18 protein-coding genes are annotated in these 18,216 nt (G+C 49.7%); 8 read left to right on the top strand and 10 right to left on the bottom strand.

From position 1 onward, the window contains the following. Nucleotides 1-53: 53 nt before the first annotated feature. Nucleotides 54-617 carry a flavin reductase family protein gene (locus METH5_RS0100735; RefSeq protein ID WP_051412794.1) on the bottom strand — a complete coding sequence of 188 codons (564 nt, stop codon included), beginning with the start codon at nt 615-617 and terminating at the stop codon, nt 54-56. 50 nt (nt 618-667) lie between these two features. On the opposite strand from METH5_RS0100735, the gene METH5_RS0100730 reads away from it, so the two are divergent. After that, nucleotides 668-946: a type II toxin-antitoxin system RelE/ParE family toxin gene (locus METH5_RS0100730; RefSeq protein ID WP_029146688.1), complete on the top strand. Its 279-nt coding sequence runs from the start codon at nt 668-670 to the stop codon at nt 944-946. 9 nt (nt 947-955) lie between these two features. Then, the gene (locus tag METH5_RS0100725; protein WP_029146687.1) at nt 956-1,234 is read left to right on the top strand and encodes a HigA family addiction module antitoxin; all 279 of its coding nucleotides are present in this window, start codon (nt 956-958) and stop codon (nt 1,232-1,234) included. Nucleotides 1,235-1,250: 16 nt separating this feature from the next. On the opposite strand, the gene METH5_RS0100720 is transcribed toward METH5_RS0100725, so the two are convergent. The 5 genes from METH5_RS0100720 to METH5_RS0100700 all read right to left on the bottom strand — a co-directional run bounded on the left by METH5_RS0100720 (nt 1,251) and on the right by METH5_RS0100700 (nt 4,847). After that, entirely contained in the window at nt 1,251-2,258 is a 1,008-nt protein-coding gene (locus tag METH5_RS0100720; protein WP_029146686.1) for a TIGR02391 family protein, read from the bottom strand. A gap of 63 nt (nt 2,259-2,321) precedes the next feature. Further along, nucleotides 2,322-2,495 carry a hypothetical protein gene (locus METH5_RS15610; protein ID WP_157381494.1) on the bottom strand — a complete coding sequence of 58 codons (174 nt, stop codon included), beginning with the start codon at nt 2,493-2,495 and terminating at the stop codon, nt 2,322-2,324. After that, entirely contained in the window at nt 2,492-2,782 is a 291-nt protein-coding gene (locus METH5_RS0100710) for a type II toxin-antitoxin system RelE/ParE family toxin (RefSeq protein WP_029146685.1), read from the bottom strand. Before METH5_RS0100710 ends, METH5_RS15610 begins: the two co-directional genes overlap by 4 nt. After that, nucleotides 2,779-3,003, bottom strand: coding sequence for an addiction module protein (locus METH5_RS0100705; protein ID WP_029146684.1), 225 nt, complete (start codon nt 3,001-3,003; stop codon nt 2,779-2,781). Before METH5_RS0100705 ends, METH5_RS0100710 begins: the two co-directional genes overlap by 4 nt. A gap of 47 nt (nt 3,004-3,050) precedes the next feature. Continuing rightward, entirely contained in the window at nt 3,051-4,847 is a 1,797-nt protein-coding gene (locus METH5_RS0100700) for a glutamine--tRNA ligase/YqeY domain fusion protein (RefSeq protein ID WP_029146683.1), read from the bottom strand. A gap of 167 nt (nt 4,848-5,014) precedes the next feature. Between METH5_RS0100700 and METH5_RS0100695 the strand changes: the two genes are divergently transcribed. From METH5_RS0100695 to METH5_RS0100685, 3 genes are read left to right on the top strand one after another with little or no spacing between them, the layout of a single operon-like run. Further along, nucleotides 5,015-6,004, top strand: a complete 990-nt coding sequence (locus tag METH5_RS0100695; protein ID WP_029146682.1) for a biotin--[acetyl-CoA-carboxylase] ligase — start codon at nt 5,015-5,017, stop codon at nt 6,002-6,004. Next, nucleotides 6,001-6,777 carry a type III pantothenate kinase gene (locus tag METH5_RS0100690; RefSeq protein WP_029146681.1) on the top strand — a complete coding sequence of 259 codons (777 nt, stop codon included), beginning with the start codon at nt 6,001-6,003 and terminating at the stop codon, nt 6,775-6,777. The genes METH5_RS0100695 and METH5_RS0100690 overlap by 4 nt, the downstream gene beginning before the upstream one ends. 13 nt (nt 6,778-6,790) lie before the next feature. Continuing rightward, nucleotides 6,791-7,621 carry an SPOR domain-containing protein gene (locus tag METH5_RS0100685; RefSeq protein WP_029146680.1) on the top strand — a complete coding sequence of 277 codons (831 nt, stop codon included), beginning with the start codon at nt 6,791-6,793 and terminating at the stop codon, nt 7,619-7,621. 84 nt (nt 7,622-7,705) lie between these two features. Here the strand turns inward: METH5_RS0100685 and lpdA are convergent, their stop codons facing one another. Both lpdA and METH5_RS0100675 read right to left on the bottom strand, forming a co-directional pair. After that, complete coding sequence (lpdA, locus tag METH5_RS0100680; protein ID WP_029146679.1) at nt 7,706-9,484, bottom strand: dihydrolipoyl dehydrogenase; 1,779 nt, start codon at nt 9,482-9,484, stop codon at nt 7,706-7,708. A 76-nt stretch (nt 9,485-9,560) separates the two neighbouring features. Further along, nucleotides 9,561-10,034, bottom strand: a complete 474-nt coding sequence (locus METH5_RS0100675; RefSeq protein ID WP_029146678.1) for a hypothetical protein — start codon at nt 10,032-10,034, stop codon at nt 9,561-9,563. 216 nt (nt 10,035-10,250) lie between these two features. Here METH5_RS0100675 and METH5_RS0100670 point away from each other — a divergent pair, with 216 nt between their 5' ends. From METH5_RS0100670 to METH5_RS0100660, 3 genes are all read left to right on the top strand, one after another. Continuing rightward, complete coding sequence (locus METH5_RS0100670) at nt 10,251-11,819, top strand: hypothetical protein (RefSeq protein WP_029146677.1); 1,569 nt, start codon at nt 10,251-10,253, stop codon at nt 11,817-11,819. Between the two features lie 91 nt (nt 11,820-11,910). Then, nucleotides 11,911-14,424 carry a glycosyltransferase gene (locus METH5_RS0100665; RefSeq protein ID WP_051412982.1) on the top strand — a complete coding sequence of 838 codons (2,514 nt, stop codon included), beginning with the start codon at nt 11,911-11,913 and terminating at the stop codon, nt 14,422-14,424. Then, the gene (locus METH5_RS0100660) at nt 14,397-15,533 is read left to right on the top strand and encodes a PA0069 family radical SAM protein (RefSeq protein WP_232410883.1); all 1,137 of its coding nucleotides are present in this window, start codon (nt 14,397-14,399) and stop codon (nt 15,531-15,533) included. The genes METH5_RS0100665 and METH5_RS0100660 overlap by 28 nt, the downstream gene beginning before the upstream one ends. Before the next feature lie 22 nt (nt 15,534-15,555). On the opposite strand, the gene METH5_RS0100655 is transcribed toward METH5_RS0100660, so the two are convergent. Together METH5_RS0100655 and aceF are read right to left on the bottom strand one after the other, a co-directional pair. Beyond that, nucleotides 15,556-16,734 carry an ATP-binding protein gene (locus METH5_RS0100655; RefSeq protein ID WP_029146674.1) on the bottom strand — a complete coding sequence of 393 codons (1,179 nt, stop codon included), beginning with the start codon at nt 16,732-16,734 and terminating at the stop codon, nt 15,556-15,558. 122 nt (nt 16,735-16,856) lie between these two features. Next, complete coding sequence (gene aceF / locus METH5_RS0100650) at nt 16,857-18,194, bottom strand: dihydrolipoyllysine-residue acetyltransferase (protein ID WP_029146673.1); 1,338 nt, start codon at nt 18,192-18,194, stop codon at nt 16,857-16,859. Nucleotides 18,195-18,216 lie beyond the last annotated feature (22 nt).

The raw sequence follows: 18,216 nt of genomic DNA, 5'->3' as shown, positions 1-18,216 counted from the left end.
CCTGCGAGTGATTCGCAGGGCTTTTAAATGGCTATTAAAACGTGATTAAAGGGTTAACATTGTTGCCCGGTAGCATAAAACACACCACCCGCAATGTGATGAATCGTGCGTAAATTATCATGACCCTCGAAATGCCAACGCCCATCACTAAATACGCGCTCATCTGCATGCGCAGCGACCACTTCAGCAATAAATAAATCATAAGTGTTCTGGGTATGCGGCTCCGGGATGATTTTACATTCCAGCCAACCCACGCAACCTTTCACCAATGGCGCACTAATCGCCTTTGCCGCAAACGTCTCAATGCCATATTCGGCAAATTTGTCGGTGCCAGCTAAGTCGCGGCCACTGATACTACCCACTTGTTTCACCATCTCAATTTGCTGCACACAAGGCAGGTTAATCGCAAACGTGCCTGCGGCTTCCATCAGTTCACGCGTATAGGTTTTGCTATCAATCACCACCGTGACTTTTGGTGGATTAAAGTCCAGTGCACAGACCCAGGCCGCCGCCATGATGTTGGTTTTGCCCGCATAGGCAGAGGTAATCAGGGTGGTGGGGCCGTGATTGAGGAGGCGAGTGGCTTTTGCGATGTCGATGTTTGTTATATCCGTCATTTTACAAGAAGTGGTTTACTTTCTGTATCTTGTAAAGATACAATCAAAGTATGATACTCTCCTTTAAGCATAAAGGGGTGAAGCAGTTTTTTGAAACAGGTTCAAAGGCCGGTATTCAAGCAGTCCATGCTGGACGGTTGAGAGTCATGTTAACCCGCCTTGATAATGCAATCAGCCCACAAGATATGGATGCTCCAGGTTGGCGTTTGCATGTGCTCAAGGGAAATTTGGCTGATCATTGGGCTGTTTGGGTAGACAAGAACTGGCGTCTCACTTTCAGGTTTGATGCTGAAAATGCGGAGTTGGTTGATTATCAGGACTATCATTAAGGAGTGAATATGAGTCGTATACATAACCCGGCACATCCAGGTGAAGTGTTGCGTGAGTTCTTACCGTCTGATGTTTCGGTTACTGAAATAGCAAAACGTATGGGCGTGTCGCGAGTTCAACTTTCGCGGCTACTTAATGCCCGTGCTATCCTCACCGCAGAAATGGCGATTCGCATATCTATATTGACTAGTACCAGTGCTGAGTCGTGGCTAAAAAATCAGATGTATTGGGACTTATGGCAGGCAGAGCAACAGCCTAGACCAAAGATTGAGCCATTAGCGGCTTAAAGTAGGTTGTTAGAGTTTAATCTTTTGCTTGTGCGTTTTTAATTATCTGCGAATTCTCAATCGTTGATGAGTCAATAATACCAATTAGAAAGTCAATCATTCCTAAGACTTGAAGAGTACGCTCAGGAGATGTATTTTTAATCAGTTTGTGTTGATACTGATTTCTAATATATCCAAAGACACCACGAAAAAGCTGCTGAGCTCCTTCTTGCTCGCCTTGAATCGCACTGGCTTTAATCATTGGATTTTTCTCGTCAAAAGCACGAGTTACAAGTTTTAATGCATTGGCATTATCATTGGTGTGAGTCAGCTTTCTCAGTCGGTCTTCAAGAATTCGCGTTGCTTCCGCTATAACCGTATCATGCCGGTCGGGCTCGCCTGCTTTTTCAAATTGACTGAATAAATCTAGGCAACGCTTTCTGAGCTCTGAATCCAAAAGCTCTATTGAGTTAATTACCTGGGGGCGGGGTCTTTCGCTTTTTGAAATTGATGCATCATTATTGCTAGCTGTTTCGGGTGTGTCTTTTTCAACCACAGTCTGATCAATGGTTAATGGTATTCGTGATGCATTTTTAAAAATGCCATAATTATTAAGTTTATCTTCTTGGGATGAAATTCCTCGATCCAAAGCGGCTAGTAAGTTGTTGCTACAGTTAGGGTCCTTTGATATTTCATTTCTTTGCTGTTTGAGAAAGCCTAAATATAGGAATCCAACAGACTTCAATAAACGCACAGTACCATGAGACATATCTAAATCTATATCCCATTTACCTGCATTCTGATTGAGCTTCGTTTCAAGCCAATCTTTAATTCGTGTTGCTTTATTGAGGTTCGTGCTAATACCAAATTCACGCTTTAGATCTTCATTTAAAAAGCCTTTTAGGTGAGGGTTTTCATTCAGCGCTTGATCCTCTTTTACTAGAAGGCCTTCATAAAATTTTATGGCTTCAAAAAGAAACTCTACTGTTTCTCTATAAAAAGAGATCCAGTTATATTGATAGTGATCGTGATTTTCTTGAGGCATATTCGATATTGAGTGAATGATGGTTCGTGTAGAGTATATCCATGAAGTGCAGTGTGCCGTATGTTACTGTTTATTTTCACTATTATTTTGATGCAACTTATGATCTCTTTGAGTTTCATGTACCACATAAGGCGTCCCATTTTGTTCAGCAAGTCTTCTTGCCGTTTGGGCAGCTCGTCTTAATGCAGCATCGATTCCCTTAAAAATATCTTCAATGTCCTCAGGCTGATTCTTCATGAACGATCTTTCCAGTAGTTCGGCTCACGATTTAAATGCATGATGGCGAGTATATGAATCTCATCTTTTTCCACCGTGTACAGAACCCCATAAGGAAAACGGCGCACCAAGGTACGCCGAATGTTATTCCCAATGATTATCCACGCTTGTGAGTGCGCTTTAATTAATTCAACGGTAGATTTAATTTCCTGGTTTAGCTGTTTGCCTAAGCCAATTTGACGATGTTCATAATAAAAAATAGCTTCTCTAAGCTCCAACACTGCTTCTGGATGAAAGCGCAGTTTCATGCGCCCAAGCGTTTATCTATGTCGGCAAAAACAACTTCAGCAGATAATGTTTCCACGCTTCCATCGCTGATCTCAGTTAAACGCTGTTGAGCTAATTTCAACCAAGCTTGCTCAATCTCTGGTTGCGTAGCGTTGAGTGTTTGCAGCAGGCTATCGGCAATGAGCACACGTTCATCCACCGGCAGGTTAGCCAATTCGGAAATAATGTCTGATGTTTTCATCGTTTATTCCTACTTTAATTGCGTGAGTTACATCATGGCACTTCTGTTTACTTCTGCCAAGTATCCTTCAAGGTCACCGTTCTATTAAACACCGGTTTGCCAGTCACGCTGTCTTTTCTGTCAGCGACAAAATAGCCATGGCGTTCAAACTGATAGATGTCACCTGCTTGTGCTTCTTGCGCGCCTTGCTCGAGTTGGGCGGTGATGGTGGTCACTGAATTCGGGTTAATATCATCCAGAAAGTCTTTATCGCCGCTACCAGGATGCGCGTCTTTAAACAGGCGGTCATAGAGGCGGATTTCAGCTTCATAAGCATGGGCGGCACTCACCCAATGAATGTTGCCTTTGACTTTAACGCTATCTGAACCTGGCGTGCCGGATTTAGTGTCTGGCAGGTATTCACAATGCACGGTGGTGATATTGCCCGCAGCGTCTTTTTCGCAGCCTATGCATTTCACTACATAGCCATAGCGCAGGCGCACCATGTTGCCAGGGAACAGGCGGAAGTAGCCTTTGCTTGGCTCTTCCATAAAGTCTTCGCGCTCTATCCACAACTCTTTGGAGAGTTTGACTACGCGTTTGCCCAGGTCTGGCTTTTGCGGATGGTTAGGGGCGTAGCAATCTTCTTCCTGCGACTTACCATTAGAATCAGTTGGATAGTTATCAATCACCAGTTTAATCGGGTCGAGTACGCCGATTTTGCGTGGCGCAGACTCGTTGAGCACTTCGCGCATGCAGTCTTCGAGGATGCTGTAATCAATCCAGGAGTCGGCTTTAGACACGCCAATACGGTCAGTAAACAGCTTGAAGCCTTCTGGCGTATAGCCACGGCGACGTGCACCGGCCAGTGTTGGCAGGCGCGGGTCATCCCAGCCACTGACGTGTTTTTCTTCGACCAGTTGAATCAGTTTGCGTTTGGAGAGCACCACGTAAGTGAGGTTCAAACGTGCGAATTCATATTGGTAAGGCACCGGGTTAGCCAGTAAACCTGCTTCTACCAGGCGCGCCATCAGCCAGTCATAAAACGGGCGTTGATCTTCGAACTCCAGCGTGCAGATGGAGTGGGTGATTTGCTCCAGCGCATCTTCAATCGGGTGGGCAAAGGTGTACATTGGGTAGATGCACCATTGGTCGCCGGTATTGTGGTGATGCGCACGGCGGATACGGTAAATAGCCGGGTCACGCAGATTGATGTTAGGTGAAGCCATATCAATTTTGGCGCGTAGCAACATGCTACCATCCGGGTGCTTACCATCCAGCATTTCTCTGAAGATGCGCAAGTTGTCTTCAACGCTACGGTTACGGAACGGCGAATCCTTGCCTGGCTCAGTGAGTGTGCCACGGTTGATACGCACTTCTTCGGCGGTTTGCTCATCAACATAGGCATGACCATTGGTAATCAGTGCTTCTGCCGCCTGGTACATCACATCAAAATAGTCTGATGCAAAGTACAAGTTCGTTTCTTTGTTGCCGCTAGGCGTGGCGTTGTCCCAGCCAAAGCCCAGCCATTGCACCATGTCAGAGATGCTATCTACGTATTCCTGGCTTTCTTTTTCCGGGTTGGTATCGTCAAAGCGCAAATGGCAAACGCCATTGTAGTCACGCGCCAGGCCAAAGTTTAAAAAGATCGATTTGGCATGTCCGATGTGCAAATAACCGTTAGGTTCGGGCGGAAAGCGCGTACGTATTTTGGCAAAGTCTACCTGGCCTGCGGCTTGGTGGGCGGCATCGCCTGGCGAGCCAGCCCATTTTTTAGCTGCGTATTTGTGCTCGGCGAGGTCTTTATCAATCACGGCGCGGATAAAGTTGGAGGCGGCTGGAATCGGTTCTTTTTCTATCGACATGGCAGTTCTTGAGGTTTCTAAAGTAGGGGTATTTTACACGCTTCATGACGCGACCCAAAACGCTTAATGCAAGGTGTTTCAAGCGCTGATCGACCGGCTGCGCAGAGCGGATATGCTACACTGCGGGCTATGATTAACGACCTTGATGCACTTAAAACAGTCATTCGATGAACAAACTGGCATTCCCGATATTGGCGGTATTGGCCGACGGCAAGTTTCACTCTGGTGAAACGCTGGCGCAGCGCTTTGGCGTGACACGGGCCACGGTGTATAACGCGATTCAATCGGTCGCTAGCTTAGGCATTACCGTATTTTCGGTGCGCGGGCGTGGCTATCGCCTGCCCAAAGCGGTGACCTTGCTCGATGCCGATGCAGTGGTGCACGCCTGTGGCGAGTACGCGCCGTGGTTTCATGTGCAAGTGCTGGCGCAGGTCGATTCGACCAACCGTTATTTGATGCAGGAAAGTGCGCGCGGCGTGGCGCATGGCACCTGCGTTGCCGCACATATCCAGACCGCCGGGCGTGGCCGCCGTGGTCGCAGCTGGCTATCACAGTTGGGCGGCAGCTTGACCTTTTCAGTGCTATGGCGCTTTCAGTGTGGCGCGGCAGGGTTATCTGGCCTGAGTTTGGTGGTTGGCCTGGCATTGGTGCGTGCGTTGCACACCTTGGGTTTAACCGATGTGCAATTAAAATGGCCGAATGATTTACTGGTGCAGCATCAGGGGCAATGGCACAAACTGGGCGGGATTTTGATTGAGCTGCAAGGTGATATGGAAGGGCCCAGTGCGGCGGTGATTGGCATAGGCTTGAACCTGGATATTGCGCCCGAAATGCGCTTGAATATTGACCAACCCGTGCTGGGCTTGAACAGCTTGTCGGCACAGCCTTTAGACCCCAATCTATTGCTGGGCCGTTGCCTCAGTCAGCTTGTCATGCATTTGAATCAGTTTGCCGAGCAGGGCTTTGCCCATTTTCAAACAGAATGGACCACTCACCATGCGTTTCATCAGCAGCCGGTTAATTTATTGTTAGCTAATGGGCAAAGCATTCCCGGTAAAGTGCTGGGCGTGGCTGAGGAGGGCAGCTTGCTGGTAGAAACTGCAACTGGGCAGCAACGTTTTAATGCCGGTGAAATCAGCGTGCGGAGTGCGGCATGAAGTTGTTGATTGATGCGGGCAATACGCGCACCAAATGGGCGTGGTGCCCAGAACAGCTTAATCACGCCGCCGCATGGCAAGTACATACTTTAAATAACCAGCAATGGTTGCAGGGCGATGCTGATGCACAAGACCTTTTACAAGCGCTAGCAAAGGCAGAGCATATTTACCTGAGCAATGTGGCGGGTGCGCATTGGTTGCAGCCATTGCCAGCACTTGCGCAGCGCTTGCGCCTGATTCAGTCAGGCGCGTCTGCATTGGGGTTACAAAATAGCTATCGCCAACCATCGCAGCTAGGCAGTGACCGCTGGTGCAGCTTGCTCGCAGTGTGGCAACAGTTTGGGCAATCGGCGCTGGTAGTCACTGCGGGAACGGCGATGACCATGGATGCCTTGTTGGCGAAAGAGACTACGGCGACTTTTACGGGCGGCAGCATACAGCCAGGAGTGCGTTTGATGTGGCAAAGTTTGCAACAAGGTGCCGCACAGCTTGACTATGCTTATCCAGTTGAAAGCGATGCCGTGCAAGGATTTGCCCAAGACAGCCAGCAAGCCATGTGGCTGGGGTGTGTGCAAGCGTTGACAGCGTCTGTTGCGGCACAGTTTGAGCGCTTGCTCAATATAGCTGAGTCGCCGCCTTTGTTGATACTGAATGGTGGTGATGCAGCCCTATTGCACAGATATTTGCCGGGCCCATTGGCGGCACAGGCGATTATTGTGGATAATCTGGTTTTAAAGGGGTTGGCCTGCCTGGCTGAACATACAGACGAATGAAAAGTACACAATAATGAAAAGACTATTCTGGATATTGCTGTTAGCCAACGTGGCGGTGTTTGCTTACTTTAAGCATGAGGCCTCTTTGTCAGCGGTGAGTAGCCTCAAGCCCGAGCTACATCCCGAACAAATAAAACTACTCAGCGCACAAACGTTGGCGACTTACCCCAAACGAACCGCTGCAACAGCGCCCACCCCTGAACCAGCGCCAGTATCGCCACCAGAAGAGCTGGCAGCAAGTAGTGCGCCTGTGATGACGTCCAATTTGCCTAAACCAGAGATCAAAGCGCCTGAGATCAAAGTGGCTGACACTAAGCCAGCTGACAACAAGCCAGTTGAAAAGCCCGTGCCAGCCAAACCGGCAGAAACACATGCCGCTGTGCAAGCCGCCTGCTACGAGTGGAGCGGGTTTAATATGGCGCGCGTGACCGAAGCCGCTAACCTGGCGCAGCAGATGAATATTAAAACCCAGACCAATATGACCAGCATAGGCCAGGACAATGTGCGCTACTGGATTTACAAACCACCTTTGGCCACCGCAGAGGCCGCGCAAACCAAGGCTGATGAGTTGCGTAAATTGGGTGTGGAGGATTTCTTTATTGTGCAAGATGACCCGAAATGGCGCAATGCAATTTCGTTTGGCGTGTTTCGTGATGAAAAGCTGGCCGACAAACTGATGTCTGACTTGAAAAGCAAAGGCGTCAAATTGTTGATTAAAGCCACGCGTAACGGCGGCCAGGCCGTGATTAAATTGCAACAGGTGACACCACCGCAGTTCACCAGTTTGCAAAAGTCACGTTCACATTTTCCTGACTCAGTACTAAAAGAGATTCCTTGTCAGTAATTGCAAAGTGTAAATAAAAAGCCCGCAATTGCGGGCTTTTTATTTGGTGCTAATTTAAAGCAATAAGACTTAATGTTTAAGCCGCTATGAGCGCTTTTTAGGCGGCATCATATCGGTAATGGTGCCTTCTTTAAGCTCTGCGGCGAAGCAAATGGTTTCTGACAGTGTGGGGTGCGCGTGAATAGTCAAACCCAGATCATGCGCATCAGCGCCCATCTCTATCGCCAATACTGCTTCAGCCAACAACTCCCCTGCGTTGATGCCGACAATGCCCGCGCCAATCACACGATGCGTATCTTTATCAAAAATCAGTTTGGTCGCCCCCTCTGTGCGGGCGATAGACAACGCGCGGCCACTGGCGGCCCAAGGGAAGCTGGCTTTTTCGATCTCGATGCCTTTGGTTTTGGCGTCAGTCTCGGTTAAGCCTACCCAGGCAATTTCAGGGTCAGTATAGGCGACGGATGGAATCACGCTAGCCACAAACTCAACCTTATGGCCCGCAATCACTTCAGCGGCCACTTTGGCTTCGTGTGTCGCTTTGTGTGCCAGCATAGGTTGGCCGACAATGTCGCCGATGGCGAAAATGTTAGGTACGTTGGTACGCATTTGTTTGTCGACGGCAATAAAGCCACGGTCATCCACAATCACGCCTGCGTTTTCTGCGCCTATGTTTTTACCATTTGGACGGCGGCCAATAGAGACCAGGACGCGGTCGTATTTTTGTGTTTCTTTAGGGGCGTTTGCGCCTTCAAAATCCACATAGATGCCGTCTGCTTTAGCTTCGAGTTTAGACACCTTGGTTGAGACCATGATGCTTGCAAAGCGTTTTTCCATGCGTTTTTGCAAGGGGCGAACCAAGTCACGGTCTGCACCTGGAATCAGGCCGTCCATAAACTCGACCACACTGACTTTGGTGCCTAGTGCATCGTAGACTGTGCCCATTTCGAGACCGATAATACCGCCGCCAATCACCAGCATGGTTTGCGGGATGTCTGCCAGTGCCAGGGCGCCGGTAGAGTCCATAATGCGCGCGTCATCTGGCGCGCCAGGAAATTTGGTTGCTTGTGAGCCGGCTGCAATAATAGCGTTTTCAAAGCCGACCAAGGTGACCTTACCATCAGCTGCAGTCACTGCAATCTGGTTAGCGCTAGTCAATTTACCGACACCGCTCACCACCGTCACGCCACGTGCCTTGGCCATTTGTGCCAGGCCACCAGTCAGTTTGCCGACGACGTCGTTGGCTTTCCAGTTGCGCAGCTTATCGAGGTCGATATTCGGCTTGCCAAAGCTTACGCCGTGGTGTTCTGTTTCTTCGGCTTCTGTCAGCACTTTAGCAGTATGTAGCAAGGCTTTTGATGGGATGCAACCTACATTCAGGCAAACACCACCCAGGCTAGGGTAACGCTCAACCAGCACCACTTTTAAGCCAAGATCAGCAGCGCGGAAAGCGGCTGTATAACCACCTGGGCCTGAACCAAGCACCATCACCTGGCAGCTGACATCATTGTTGCCAGTAGCAATAGCCGGTGCGGGCGCTGCCACAGGGGCGGCAGGTTGAGTGGCGCTGGCTGGGGCCGCGGCAGCGGTCTCTGCAACTGGTTTGGCTGGTGTGGCGGCAGCTTCTGCCTGCTCAATCACTAAAATCAGGCTGCCTTTGGCGATTTTATCGCCCACAGCGATTTTGAGTTCTTTAACCACGCCAGCATGTGACGAGGGGATGTCCATGGAGGCTTTGTCGGACTCCACCGTGATCAACGAGTCTTCTTTGGCAATGGTATCACCCACGGCCACCAGTACTTCGATCACATCGACACTGTCAAAATTGCCGATGTCCGGCACCACTATTTCAACCATTTGACTCATGAAAACCTTATATTCCAATTAGTTTTGCTATTTTATCACCAAAAGAACAAGTTCACTTTTGGGCTGTCAATACACACTAATGCCTGATGGCAGGGGTGTTAGCAGGATGGGTGGCTGAGGCGGGCTTCATGGTGCAGGTTTCATGGCCATAGTTGCCGCCGGTGTCGTCTGGCTCGTAGTAATCGTTTTTGAATGTCCAGCCAGTTTTGCCAACTTTATTAAATTGGCCCATGCCAGTGGAAAACTCAGCATATTTGGCATCAGACAGTTTAAAGGTCATGGCCAGTTGTTTGCCGCGTGTAATGGCTTGGCCGGTGTAGCTTTGCTTGTTTTCTGTGTGGGTCGCCAGGTCATATACTGAGACTTGAGAAGTGCTGTTGCGACGATTTTTTTTCAAATAAATCGTTACTTCATAGTCACCAACTGTGATGTTGTTGCCTTTGCAAAGATATTCGCCACTGTAATCAAGGGCGGCAACAGGCGCAGCAAATGCGGGCGCTGAAAAAGAGGAAAGCAACACAAGTGTGGTCAAGCAGGATTTAACGTTCATATGACTTCTGAGATGGTTTATTTTGGCGTGAAATTGTTTAAAAGTCTGTGTTTTTAGCGAGACTTTTGAATACGTTTCATCATAAGACCAATTGCCCATTTTACCAAGTCTCTTTTGGACTATTTGTGCCGCGCAGTGCTTAAATGCAGGGCGCAAGCAATGGCTATTTATGAGAGAATACCAGCTATTTTTTAAGCAATTCCGTTTCAGGGGATCATGTTGCAGCGTTTGTTATCTCGAATTTCACCGATTGTCTGGCTGACCCTGTTCCTGCTTGGGTCTATGTTCTATGTTTGGCGCTTGCAGCAGCCGCAGGCATTGGTAGAAGTGGCTGCAGAGGCACTGCCGCTGCAATGCGTTTCTTACGCGCCTTATTACAAGCCAGGCATGAACCCCACGATTAAAGACAGTTTTGTTGATCCGCTACAAATCGAGCAAGACTTGCAAGCGCTGTCTAAAGTCACACGTTGCGTACGCACTTATTCTGTGGGTCAAGGGCTGGATTATGTGCCTAAGGCGGCGCAAAAGCTGGGCATGAAGGTCATTGTGGGGGTTTGGATTGGCTGGGTAGATGCACTGAATAAAGCCGAATTGCAATTGGCCGTGCAGCAGGCAAACCAATATCCTGACACTGTGCGCGGCTTGGTGGTGGGTAACGAGGTATTATTGCGTGGCGAGCAAACTGAGCCAAAAATGCATGAATATCTGCAATGGGCAAAAGCCAATACCAAGGCGCCAGTGACCTATGCCGATGTGTGGGAGTTTTGGCTAAAGCACCCGACACTTGAGCAGGACGTTGACTTTGTGACCGTGCATATTTTGCCTTATTGGGAAGATAAACCAGTGGCCATTGAGCAGGCCGTTGCACACACGGCGTCTGTCATGGGCCATTTAGGCACCGTGTTTAAAAAGCCGATTTTAATTGGTGAAACCGGCTGGCCATCACAAGGGCGCCAGCGTTTCTGGTCCAAGCCCGGTGCGATTAATCAGGCGCGTTACATGCGCGAGTTTTTGCAGGCCGCCCAGGTGAACCACTGGCAATATAACGTGATTGAAGCCGTTGATCAGCCATGGAAGCGTGAGCTTGAAGGCACGGTAGGCGGTTTTTGGGGTGTACTCAATACAGATTTGCAAGCTAAATTTAATCTGCAAGGCCCGGTGGCAGAACGTACCGATGGCTTTAAACCTTATGTGCTGGCCTTGGTGCTTGCTGTGGCTGCGGCTGCTTGGGGGCAATATAAACGCGTGCCTGTAAACCAAATGGTGTTGCTGGCGTTGACTGGCGGTGTGGTTGGCTTGCATGCTTATTTGCAGGTGGGTTATGTGCAACTGGCTGCCCGTAATAGCGGTGAGTATGCCATGTTGGGTGGGCTGGTATTACTGGGCTGGGCTCTGGTTTTGTTGCAATTAAGGCCATGGCTGGGCTTGGTGGCAAAACCTTGCATTGAGCAATCGCTATTGCGATTGCTGGCGCTGGCTTTTTTGCTCACCAGTGCAGGCTTGGCGATTCAAGGGCGTTATCTCGATTTTCCACTCATACTGGTGTGTTTGCCTTTAGTGATGATCACGATTGCGATTATCACAGCGCCTGTGCGTGAGGCGGCGCAAGCCGCGATACATGCCATCGGTATCTGGTTGACAGCGGTGATGGTATTAATTGCAGCCAATATGGCGATTGCGGTGGCCATGACCGAGCCAGGTAATGTGATGGCCTGGTGGTGGTGTGCGGCATGTGGGTTGGCGCTATTTGTGTTGCCAGCCAAAAGCGTGCAGTTAAGCCAATAAAAATTTAAATAATGACATCATTAAATGATGGAAAGAGTGAGAAGTGATCGTTTCCTGGTTTAAAAAACTGGTGCCTGGTTTGGCCTTTGCCATGTTGTTTTCGGCGCTGCATTTTGGGATGTGGGCATTGGCCAACCGTGCTTTGCCGCTGATTAATGTCAAACCGGCTGTCAACGGTTTTGCTTATTCTGGCTACCGTGGCAACCAAAGCCCGCTGGACGGGCAACATCCAAGTACTGCTGAGCTGGCGCAAGATTTGGACCTGATGCATAAACATACGCGCCATATCCGTATGTATTCATCGCTGGATTTAAATGAAGTGGTGCCCTTGGCCGCCAGACGCAATATGAACGTGATTGCGGGCGCCTGGATTGATACCGACAACCAGAAAAATACGCGTGAAATTTCTGCTTTGCTGGAAAAGCTGGAAAACTACAGCAATATCGACCGCGTGATTGTGGGTAACGAGGCCTTACTACGTAATGATTTACCGGTACAGTCACTCATGGGTTACCTGGATTTTGTCAGGGAGCACAGCAATGTGCCGGTGTCGACAGCTGAGCCATGGCATGTCTGGCTCAAGCATCCTGAGTTAGTCAAACACGTAGACTATATTGCCGTGCATTTACTGCCATACCATGAAGGTGTGCCGGTGGAAAAAGCCGTGCAATACACCGTAGAGCGTTACAACCAGTTGATGCAAGCGTATCCACGCAAAAAAATCGTGATTACCGAGGTGGGCTGGCCTAGCCGTGGCCCGGCGATTGGCGCGTCTGTTGCCAGTGAAGTCAACCAGGCCCGATTTATCCGTGAGTTTCTGGCCCGCAATTCGATTGAAGACCTCGATTTTTATTTAATGGAAGCTTTTGACCAGCCATGGAAAGTCGCGCTGGAAGGCTGGGCGGGTGCTTATTGGGGCATGTATAACGCGGACAGGCATCAGAAATACTCGCTGCAAGGGGCGGTGCCACCAAATACGCGCTGGATTGCCAAAGCAAGCTGGTCAAGCTTATTGGCTTTTATTCCACTCATGTTAATTGCCTGGCGTTTCAAGCATTGGGGCATAGGCGGCGTGTTGTCGATGGCGGTGTTGTTTCAGGCCTGTATCACGACCTTGACCATTGCCTGGAACTTGCCGGGAGATTATTACTATACGTTGCGTGACTTTGTGGTGCTGATTGGCCTGATTATGGGCATTGCGCTGACCTCAATGGTGCTGATGATATATGCCGCAGAGTTTAGTGAAGTGATGTTCAAACCCGACTGGCGCCGTTTATTTAAACGTGCCCAGCCGCTGCCAGCCGATCAGGAGCTATTCGTTTCTATTCACCTGGCTTGTTATAACGAACCGCCAGAAATGGTGATCGCCACGATCGACAGCTTGCGTAAGCTCAACTACACACGCTACGAAGTGATCGTGGTCGATAACAATACCAAAGATGAAGCCAAGTGGAAGCCGCTGGAAGCGTATATGGCGACCATGCCGGATAACTTCCATTTTTATCACTTGCCCTCCTGGCCAGGGTTTAAAGCTGGTGCCTTAAACTTTGCCCTGGATAAAACACATCCTGATGCGCAAGTGGTTGGTGTGGTGGATGCTGATTATGTGGTGACCACCGATTGGCTGTCTGACCTCGTGCCACATTTTCAAGAGTCACAAGTGGCGGTGGTGCAAGCACCGCAGGCACACCGTGAATGGGAAAATCACTTTTTCCAGCGCATGTGTAACTGGGAGTTTGAAGGTTTTTTCCGTATTGGCATGCATCATCGCCATGAGCGTAATGCCTTGATTCAGCACGGCACCATGACCTTGATTCGACGTGACTCGTTGCAAAGCCTGGGTGGCTGGTCGGAGTGGTGTATTTGTGAAGATACCGAGCTTGGGTTGCGCTTGCTTGAAAACAATATGGAGCTGCGCTACATTGATGAGACCTTTGGTCGTGGCCTGACGCCCGCTAACTTTAAAGCTCTCAAGTCACAGCGTAGCCGTTGGGCATTTGGTGCGATGCAGATCCTCAAGCACCATATGCCTAACCTGCTAGGCAAATCATCGCTTAACTTTAGCCAGCGCTATCACTTTTTAACCGGCTGGTTTGGCTGGTTTGGTGAAGCCTTGCAACTGGTGTTCACGATTGGTTCTATCGGCTGGACCATTGCCATGCTGGCGTTTCCTAAATATTTCAGTTTGCCTGTCGTGGTGATGATTGTGCCGATTTTATGCTTTTTGGCGATCAAAGCTGTGTTGGGGCCGGTGTTATACCGCAAAACCATGCATTGCAGCTGGCTGGATATTTTTGGCGCCTCGCTGGCAAGCCTGGGCTTGTCACACGCCATTGCCAAGGGCATCATCAATGGCCTGACGCATAAGGCAGGGGTGTTTGTGGTAACGAACAAAACCAAGGCCAAACTCAGCAATTGGCAACTGATAGACCCGATTAAAGAAGAATTGTTTATCCTGGTGTCGCTGATTCTGGCTGGTTCAGCAATGCTGTATGCGCGCGGATTTAGCAATCTGGATGCGCAGTTATGGGTATCTATGCTTGCCTTGCAGTCGCTGCCGTACTGGAGCGCGCTGGCATGTCAGTGGATATCCGAACGCAAGTAGCAGAAGAGGGAGATGCTTTCCCCTCTTTAATAGAAAAGCCCCTAGTTTACAAGGGGCGGGCGGCTAGCAGCAATCAGGTTAGCCGCTTTGACCCGCATACACGGCAAGCCATAGACGATGGCTGGGGCAGTCTGGACGAAGATAGCCCGGCCTTGCGTACTGAAGTCATGCTGGATGCGGCTAAAACCATCATCAATTACATCCAGTCGCCCGACCTGCCTTTTGACCGCACCCTCAACCATTATCGCGGTTGTGAGCACGGCTGCATCTACTGCTACGCGCGGCCTACGCATGCCTACTTAGGCATGTCCCCCGGGCTGGATTTTGAGTCGCATTTATTAATGAAAGCAGATGCGGCTGAGTTGCTTAAAAAAGAGCTGGCACATGCCAAGTATCAATGCGCACCGATTGCGCTGGGCATGAATACCGATAGCTACCAACCGATAGAACGCGAATACCAACTGACACGACAAATTATTCAGGTGCTGAGTGAAGCCAATCATCCGTTTAGCCTGGTCACCAAGTCGTCATTAGTTGAGCGCGATATAGACCTGATTGCGCCGATGGCCGCTAAAGGCCTAGCTAGTATTTACCTCAGCATCACCACACTGGACAGACAGATTGCACGCCGTTTAGAGCCACGTGCTGCGGCGCCTGAGCGTCGCTTTGAAACCCTGCGCCGCTTGAGCGAGGCAGGCATCCCGACTGGCGTGATGGTCGCGCCGGTGATTCCGGCGTTAACTGACGGCGATATTGAGCAGATTCTGCAACAAGCGCACCAGGCTGGCGCCACAAAAGCAGGCTATGTGTTTTTGCGGTTGCCACATGAATTAAGTGATTTGTTTGAGGGCTGGCTACAGCAGTATTTTCCGCTCAAGGCCAGTCATGTCATGAGTATTATCAAACAAAGCCATGGCGGTAAAACCTATCAAAGCGGCTTTGGTCAGCGTATGCGCGGCGAAGGCGTGTTTGCCGATTTGCTGGCACATCGTTTTAAACTGAGTTGCCAAAAGCTGGGTATGTCAGGCGAGCGGTTGGGGTTTCGTACTGACTTGTTTAGCGTGCCGGATGCATGGGGGCAACATGAGTCTCAGATGCGTCTGTTTTAACTATTACTTCCCCATATTGCAATCAGAATGCATGCATGACTCGTTTCATATACTCATCAAACAATGGCACGGTAAAGCTGTTGTCACCGTGGGCCGGGCTGTAAACCATCCCTTTGTTTATCAGTGTCGCGCGAGTAGGTGCGACTTTATTGACATCCTTGTTTAGTAAGTGTGCGATGTCACCAGACCTGTGTGGTCCTGGGCCGAGTTCAGCCATGGCGCGCAGATACAGTTTTTCTGAGGGGGTCAGCCTGTCAAATCGTACTCTAAAAAAACTTGCATCCAGTTCTGAAACAGCAAGTTCAGTGGCTGCTTGAACGTCGTCCAAAGTAATTGGACTTTGAGTTGCACAATGCCAGCTATGCTTGCCCCACTCTTGTAAAAAGTAAGGGTAAGACTGCGTTTGCACGAGTATTTCTTTTAGTGCAGCAGTATCAAAGCTGACTTGATGTTGCGCAGCCGGTCTGGCCAGCGCCTTCTCTGCATCTTGCTTGGTTAATGGGCCGATTTCAGGATATTCAAACAATCGCTCGGCATAAGATTTTGCGCGACCTGCCTGCCCAACCAGTTGCGGTAAGCCTGCGCCTATCAAGGCCACTGGTAATTGATCCTGGGCGCATTTGTGTAGTGCTGTGATCAATGAGGCAAATTGTTCCTCTTTGACATATTGTAATTCATCAATAAAAAAAACGAGCGCAGTGTTTTTTTCTTTGGCTGCTTTGCCTACTTCAATAAACAGGTCTATCAAATCACGTTCCAGGTCTCCTGAATCTGCAATGCCCGGTTCATTCCCCAAATCTACACCAAATTCAATATCCTCATACTTGACTTTCATTGCGCCCACAAAACCGCCCAATGCCCGTAAGGCGCGTTTGGCTTTGTCGCCAACAGCGGCGACTCTGTCGAGTTTCAATAATGCAGTCCGTAATGATGGAATAAGCAAGGCAGGCAAGGACCGTTTTTCCGGAGCTTCAATTTGCACAATTACAAATCCACGTGCTTCAGTGTCTTGTGCAATGCGGTTTAAGAGAACGGTTTTACCCACGCCACGCAAGCCTACCAGTAACAAGCTTCTGGCAGACAAGCCCGCTCTGAATCGATCCAAGGCAATCGATGCTTTTTCAATAATTTCATCGCGCCCTGCGAGTTCCGGAGGTTGGGTGCCTGCACCAGGCGCATAAGGGTTGACTCTGGGATCCATTTATATATAAGTTACCATAGGTTATTTTAAAATGATAACTTATGGTAACTTTGCTATATTTGACTGTCAAGGCAAATAAAAAAGGGGCTTTATATGCCCCTTTTTTACTCAATACATTGCAATTACAGCAACAACCTTCTTACATCACTCAGCATCACACGCAGATGGCTGGTGAATCTTGCGCCATCCGCGCCGTCGATGACGCGGTGATCATAAGAGAGCGATAATGGCATGATCAGGCGTGGGTCAAAGCCGCCGGTGTCTTTGTTATACACAGGTTGCATGGCCGCGCGCGAGACGCCTAAAATCGCGACTTCAGGGCAGTTGATGATAGGTGTGAACATGGTGCCGCCGATGCCGCCCAGGCTAGAAATCGTAAAGCAGCCGCCTTGCATTTCTTCTACCTTCAACTTACGCTCGCGGGCCTTGGCAGACAAATCAGCCAGGTCGCGTGCGATGTCCATCACATCTTTCTGATTCACATCCCGCACCACAGGCACTACCAGGCCGTCTGGCGTATCGCAGGCGAAGCCGATGTTGTAATACTGCTTGAGGATTAAGCTATCGCCTTCTGGGGACAGTGACGCGTTAAAGTTAGGGTAAGTGCGCAATGCATTGACCACGGCTTTCATGAGAAAAGCCAGCAAGGTTAATTTCACGCCACGTTTTTCGGCTTCGACCAACATCGACTTTCTAAAGTCTTCCAGGTCGGTAATGTCGGCTTCATCAAACTGTGTCACGTGCGGTGCAGTCACCCAATTGCGGTGCAAATTAGCACCAGACAATTTTTTGATGCGTGACAGTGGTTTGGTTTCGATATTGCCAAACTGGCTGAAATCAATCACTGGCATCGGCAGGGTGCTTAAGCCGCTGCCCATATTTTCAGAGCGTGGCTTGGATAGCTCGCCTTTCACATAGGCTTGTACATCTGCTTGCACAATACGATTTTTAGGGCCGCTGGCTTTTACCAGCGATAAGCTCACACCTAACTCACGTGCAAATTTGCGCACTGACGGGCTGGCGTGCGCCAGTTTGCCGCTGCTGGCCACGCTGCTAGCCGCTACCGGGTTAGGGGTGGCTTGCGGCTGAATCACCTGCGGCACTTGGGCCACTGGGCGTGTCGGCTCAGGAATTGCAACTTTGGTTTCATCGACGGTGACTGTGGCCACGACCGGTGTTGCTGTCGGCTGTGGCGCTACTTTTTCTGCAGGTGCCGCTTCGGCCGCGGTATCCAGTGTCAGAATCAGTGCGCCCTGTTTGGTTTTGTCACCCACTTTGATGTGGATTTCTTTAACGACCCCGGCCAGTGACGAGGGGATGTCCATAGAGGCTTTGTCAGACTCCACCGTCATCAGTGAGTCTTCTTTGGCCACGGTGTCACCCACACTGACCAGGACTTCAATGACGTCGACGCTGTCAAAGTTGCCGATATCCGGCACCAGTACTTCTTTGATAGACATATTGTGTACTTTCCTTATGTCG

Source organism: Methylophilus sp. 5 (genome assembly GCF_000515275.1).
In the GTDB taxonomy this organism is placed as follows: Bacteria; Pseudomonadota; Gammaproteobacteria; order Burkholderiales; family Methylophilaceae; genus Methylophilus.
Note: the sequence above shows the minus strand (reverse complement) of the source record. Positions and strands in the feature narration are given on the sequence as shown.

Excerpts from the sequence above, each read along its gene's own strand:
- METH5_RS0100735 (WP_051412794.1), bottom strand. The coding sequence starts at position 617 with ATGACGGATATAACAAACATCGACATCGCAAAAGCCACTCGCCTCCTC.
- METH5_RS0100730 (WP_029146688.1), top strand. The coding sequence starts at position 668 with ATGATACTCTCCTTTAAGCATAAAGGGGTGAAGCAGTTTTTTGAAACA.
- METH5_RS0100725 (WP_029146687.1), top strand. The coding sequence starts at position 956 with ATGAGTCGTATACATAACCCGGCACATCCAGGTGAAGTGTTGCGTGAG.
- METH5_RS0100720 (WP_029146686.1), bottom strand. The coding sequence starts at position 2,258 with ATGCCTCAAGAAAATCACGATCACTATCAATATAACTGGATCTCTTTT.
- METH5_RS15610 (WP_157381494.1), bottom strand. The coding sequence starts at position 2,495 with ATGAAGAATCAGCCTGAGGACATTGAAGATATTTTTAAGGGAATCGAT.
- METH5_RS0100710 (WP_029146685.1), bottom strand. The coding sequence starts at position 2,782 with ATGAAACTGCGCTTTCATCCAGAAGCAGTGTTGGAGCTTAGAGAAGCT.
- METH5_RS0100705 (WP_029146684.1), bottom strand. The coding sequence starts at position 3,003 with ATGAAAACATCAGACATTATTTCCGAATTGGCTAACCTGCCGGTGGAT.
- METH5_RS0100700 (WP_029146683.1), bottom strand. The coding sequence starts at position 4,847 with ATGTCGATAGAAAAAGAACCGATTCCAGCCGCCTCCAACTTTATCCGC.
- METH5_RS0100695 (WP_029146682.1), top strand. The coding sequence starts at position 5,015 with ATGAACAAACTGGCATTCCCGATATTGGCGGTATTGGCCGACGGCAAG.
- METH5_RS0100690 (WP_029146681.1), top strand. The coding sequence starts at position 6,001 with ATGAAGTTGTTGATTGATGCGGGCAATACGCGCACCAAATGGGCGTGG.
- METH5_RS0100685 (WP_029146680.1), top strand. The coding sequence starts at position 6,791 with ATGAAAAGACTATTCTGGATATTGCTGTTAGCCAACGTGGCGGTGTTT.
- lpdA (WP_029146679.1), bottom strand. The coding sequence starts at position 9,484 with ATGAGTCAAATGGTTGAAATAGTGGTGCCGGACATCGGCAATTTTGAC.
- METH5_RS0100675 (WP_029146678.1), bottom strand. The coding sequence starts at position 10,034 with ATGAACGTTAAATCCTGCTTGACCACACTTGTGTTGCTTTCCTCTTTT.
- METH5_RS0100670 (WP_029146677.1), top strand. The coding sequence starts at position 10,251 with ATGTTGCAGCGTTTGTTATCTCGAATTTCACCGATTGTCTGGCTGACC.
- METH5_RS0100665 (WP_051412982.1), top strand. The coding sequence starts at position 11,911 with ATGTTGTTTTCGGCGCTGCATTTTGGGATGTGGGCATTGGCCAACCGT.
- METH5_RS0100660 (WP_232410883.1), top strand. The coding sequence starts at position 14,397 with ATGTCAGTGGATATCCGAACGCAAGTAGCAGAAGAGGGAGATGCTTTC.
- METH5_RS0100655 (WP_029146674.1), bottom strand. The coding sequence starts at position 16,734 with ATGGATCCCAGAGTCAACCCTTATGCGCCTGGTGCAGGCACCCAACCT.
- aceF (WP_029146673.1), bottom strand. The coding sequence starts at position 18,194 with ATGTCTATCAAAGAAGTACTGGTGCCGGATATCGGCAACTTTGACAGC.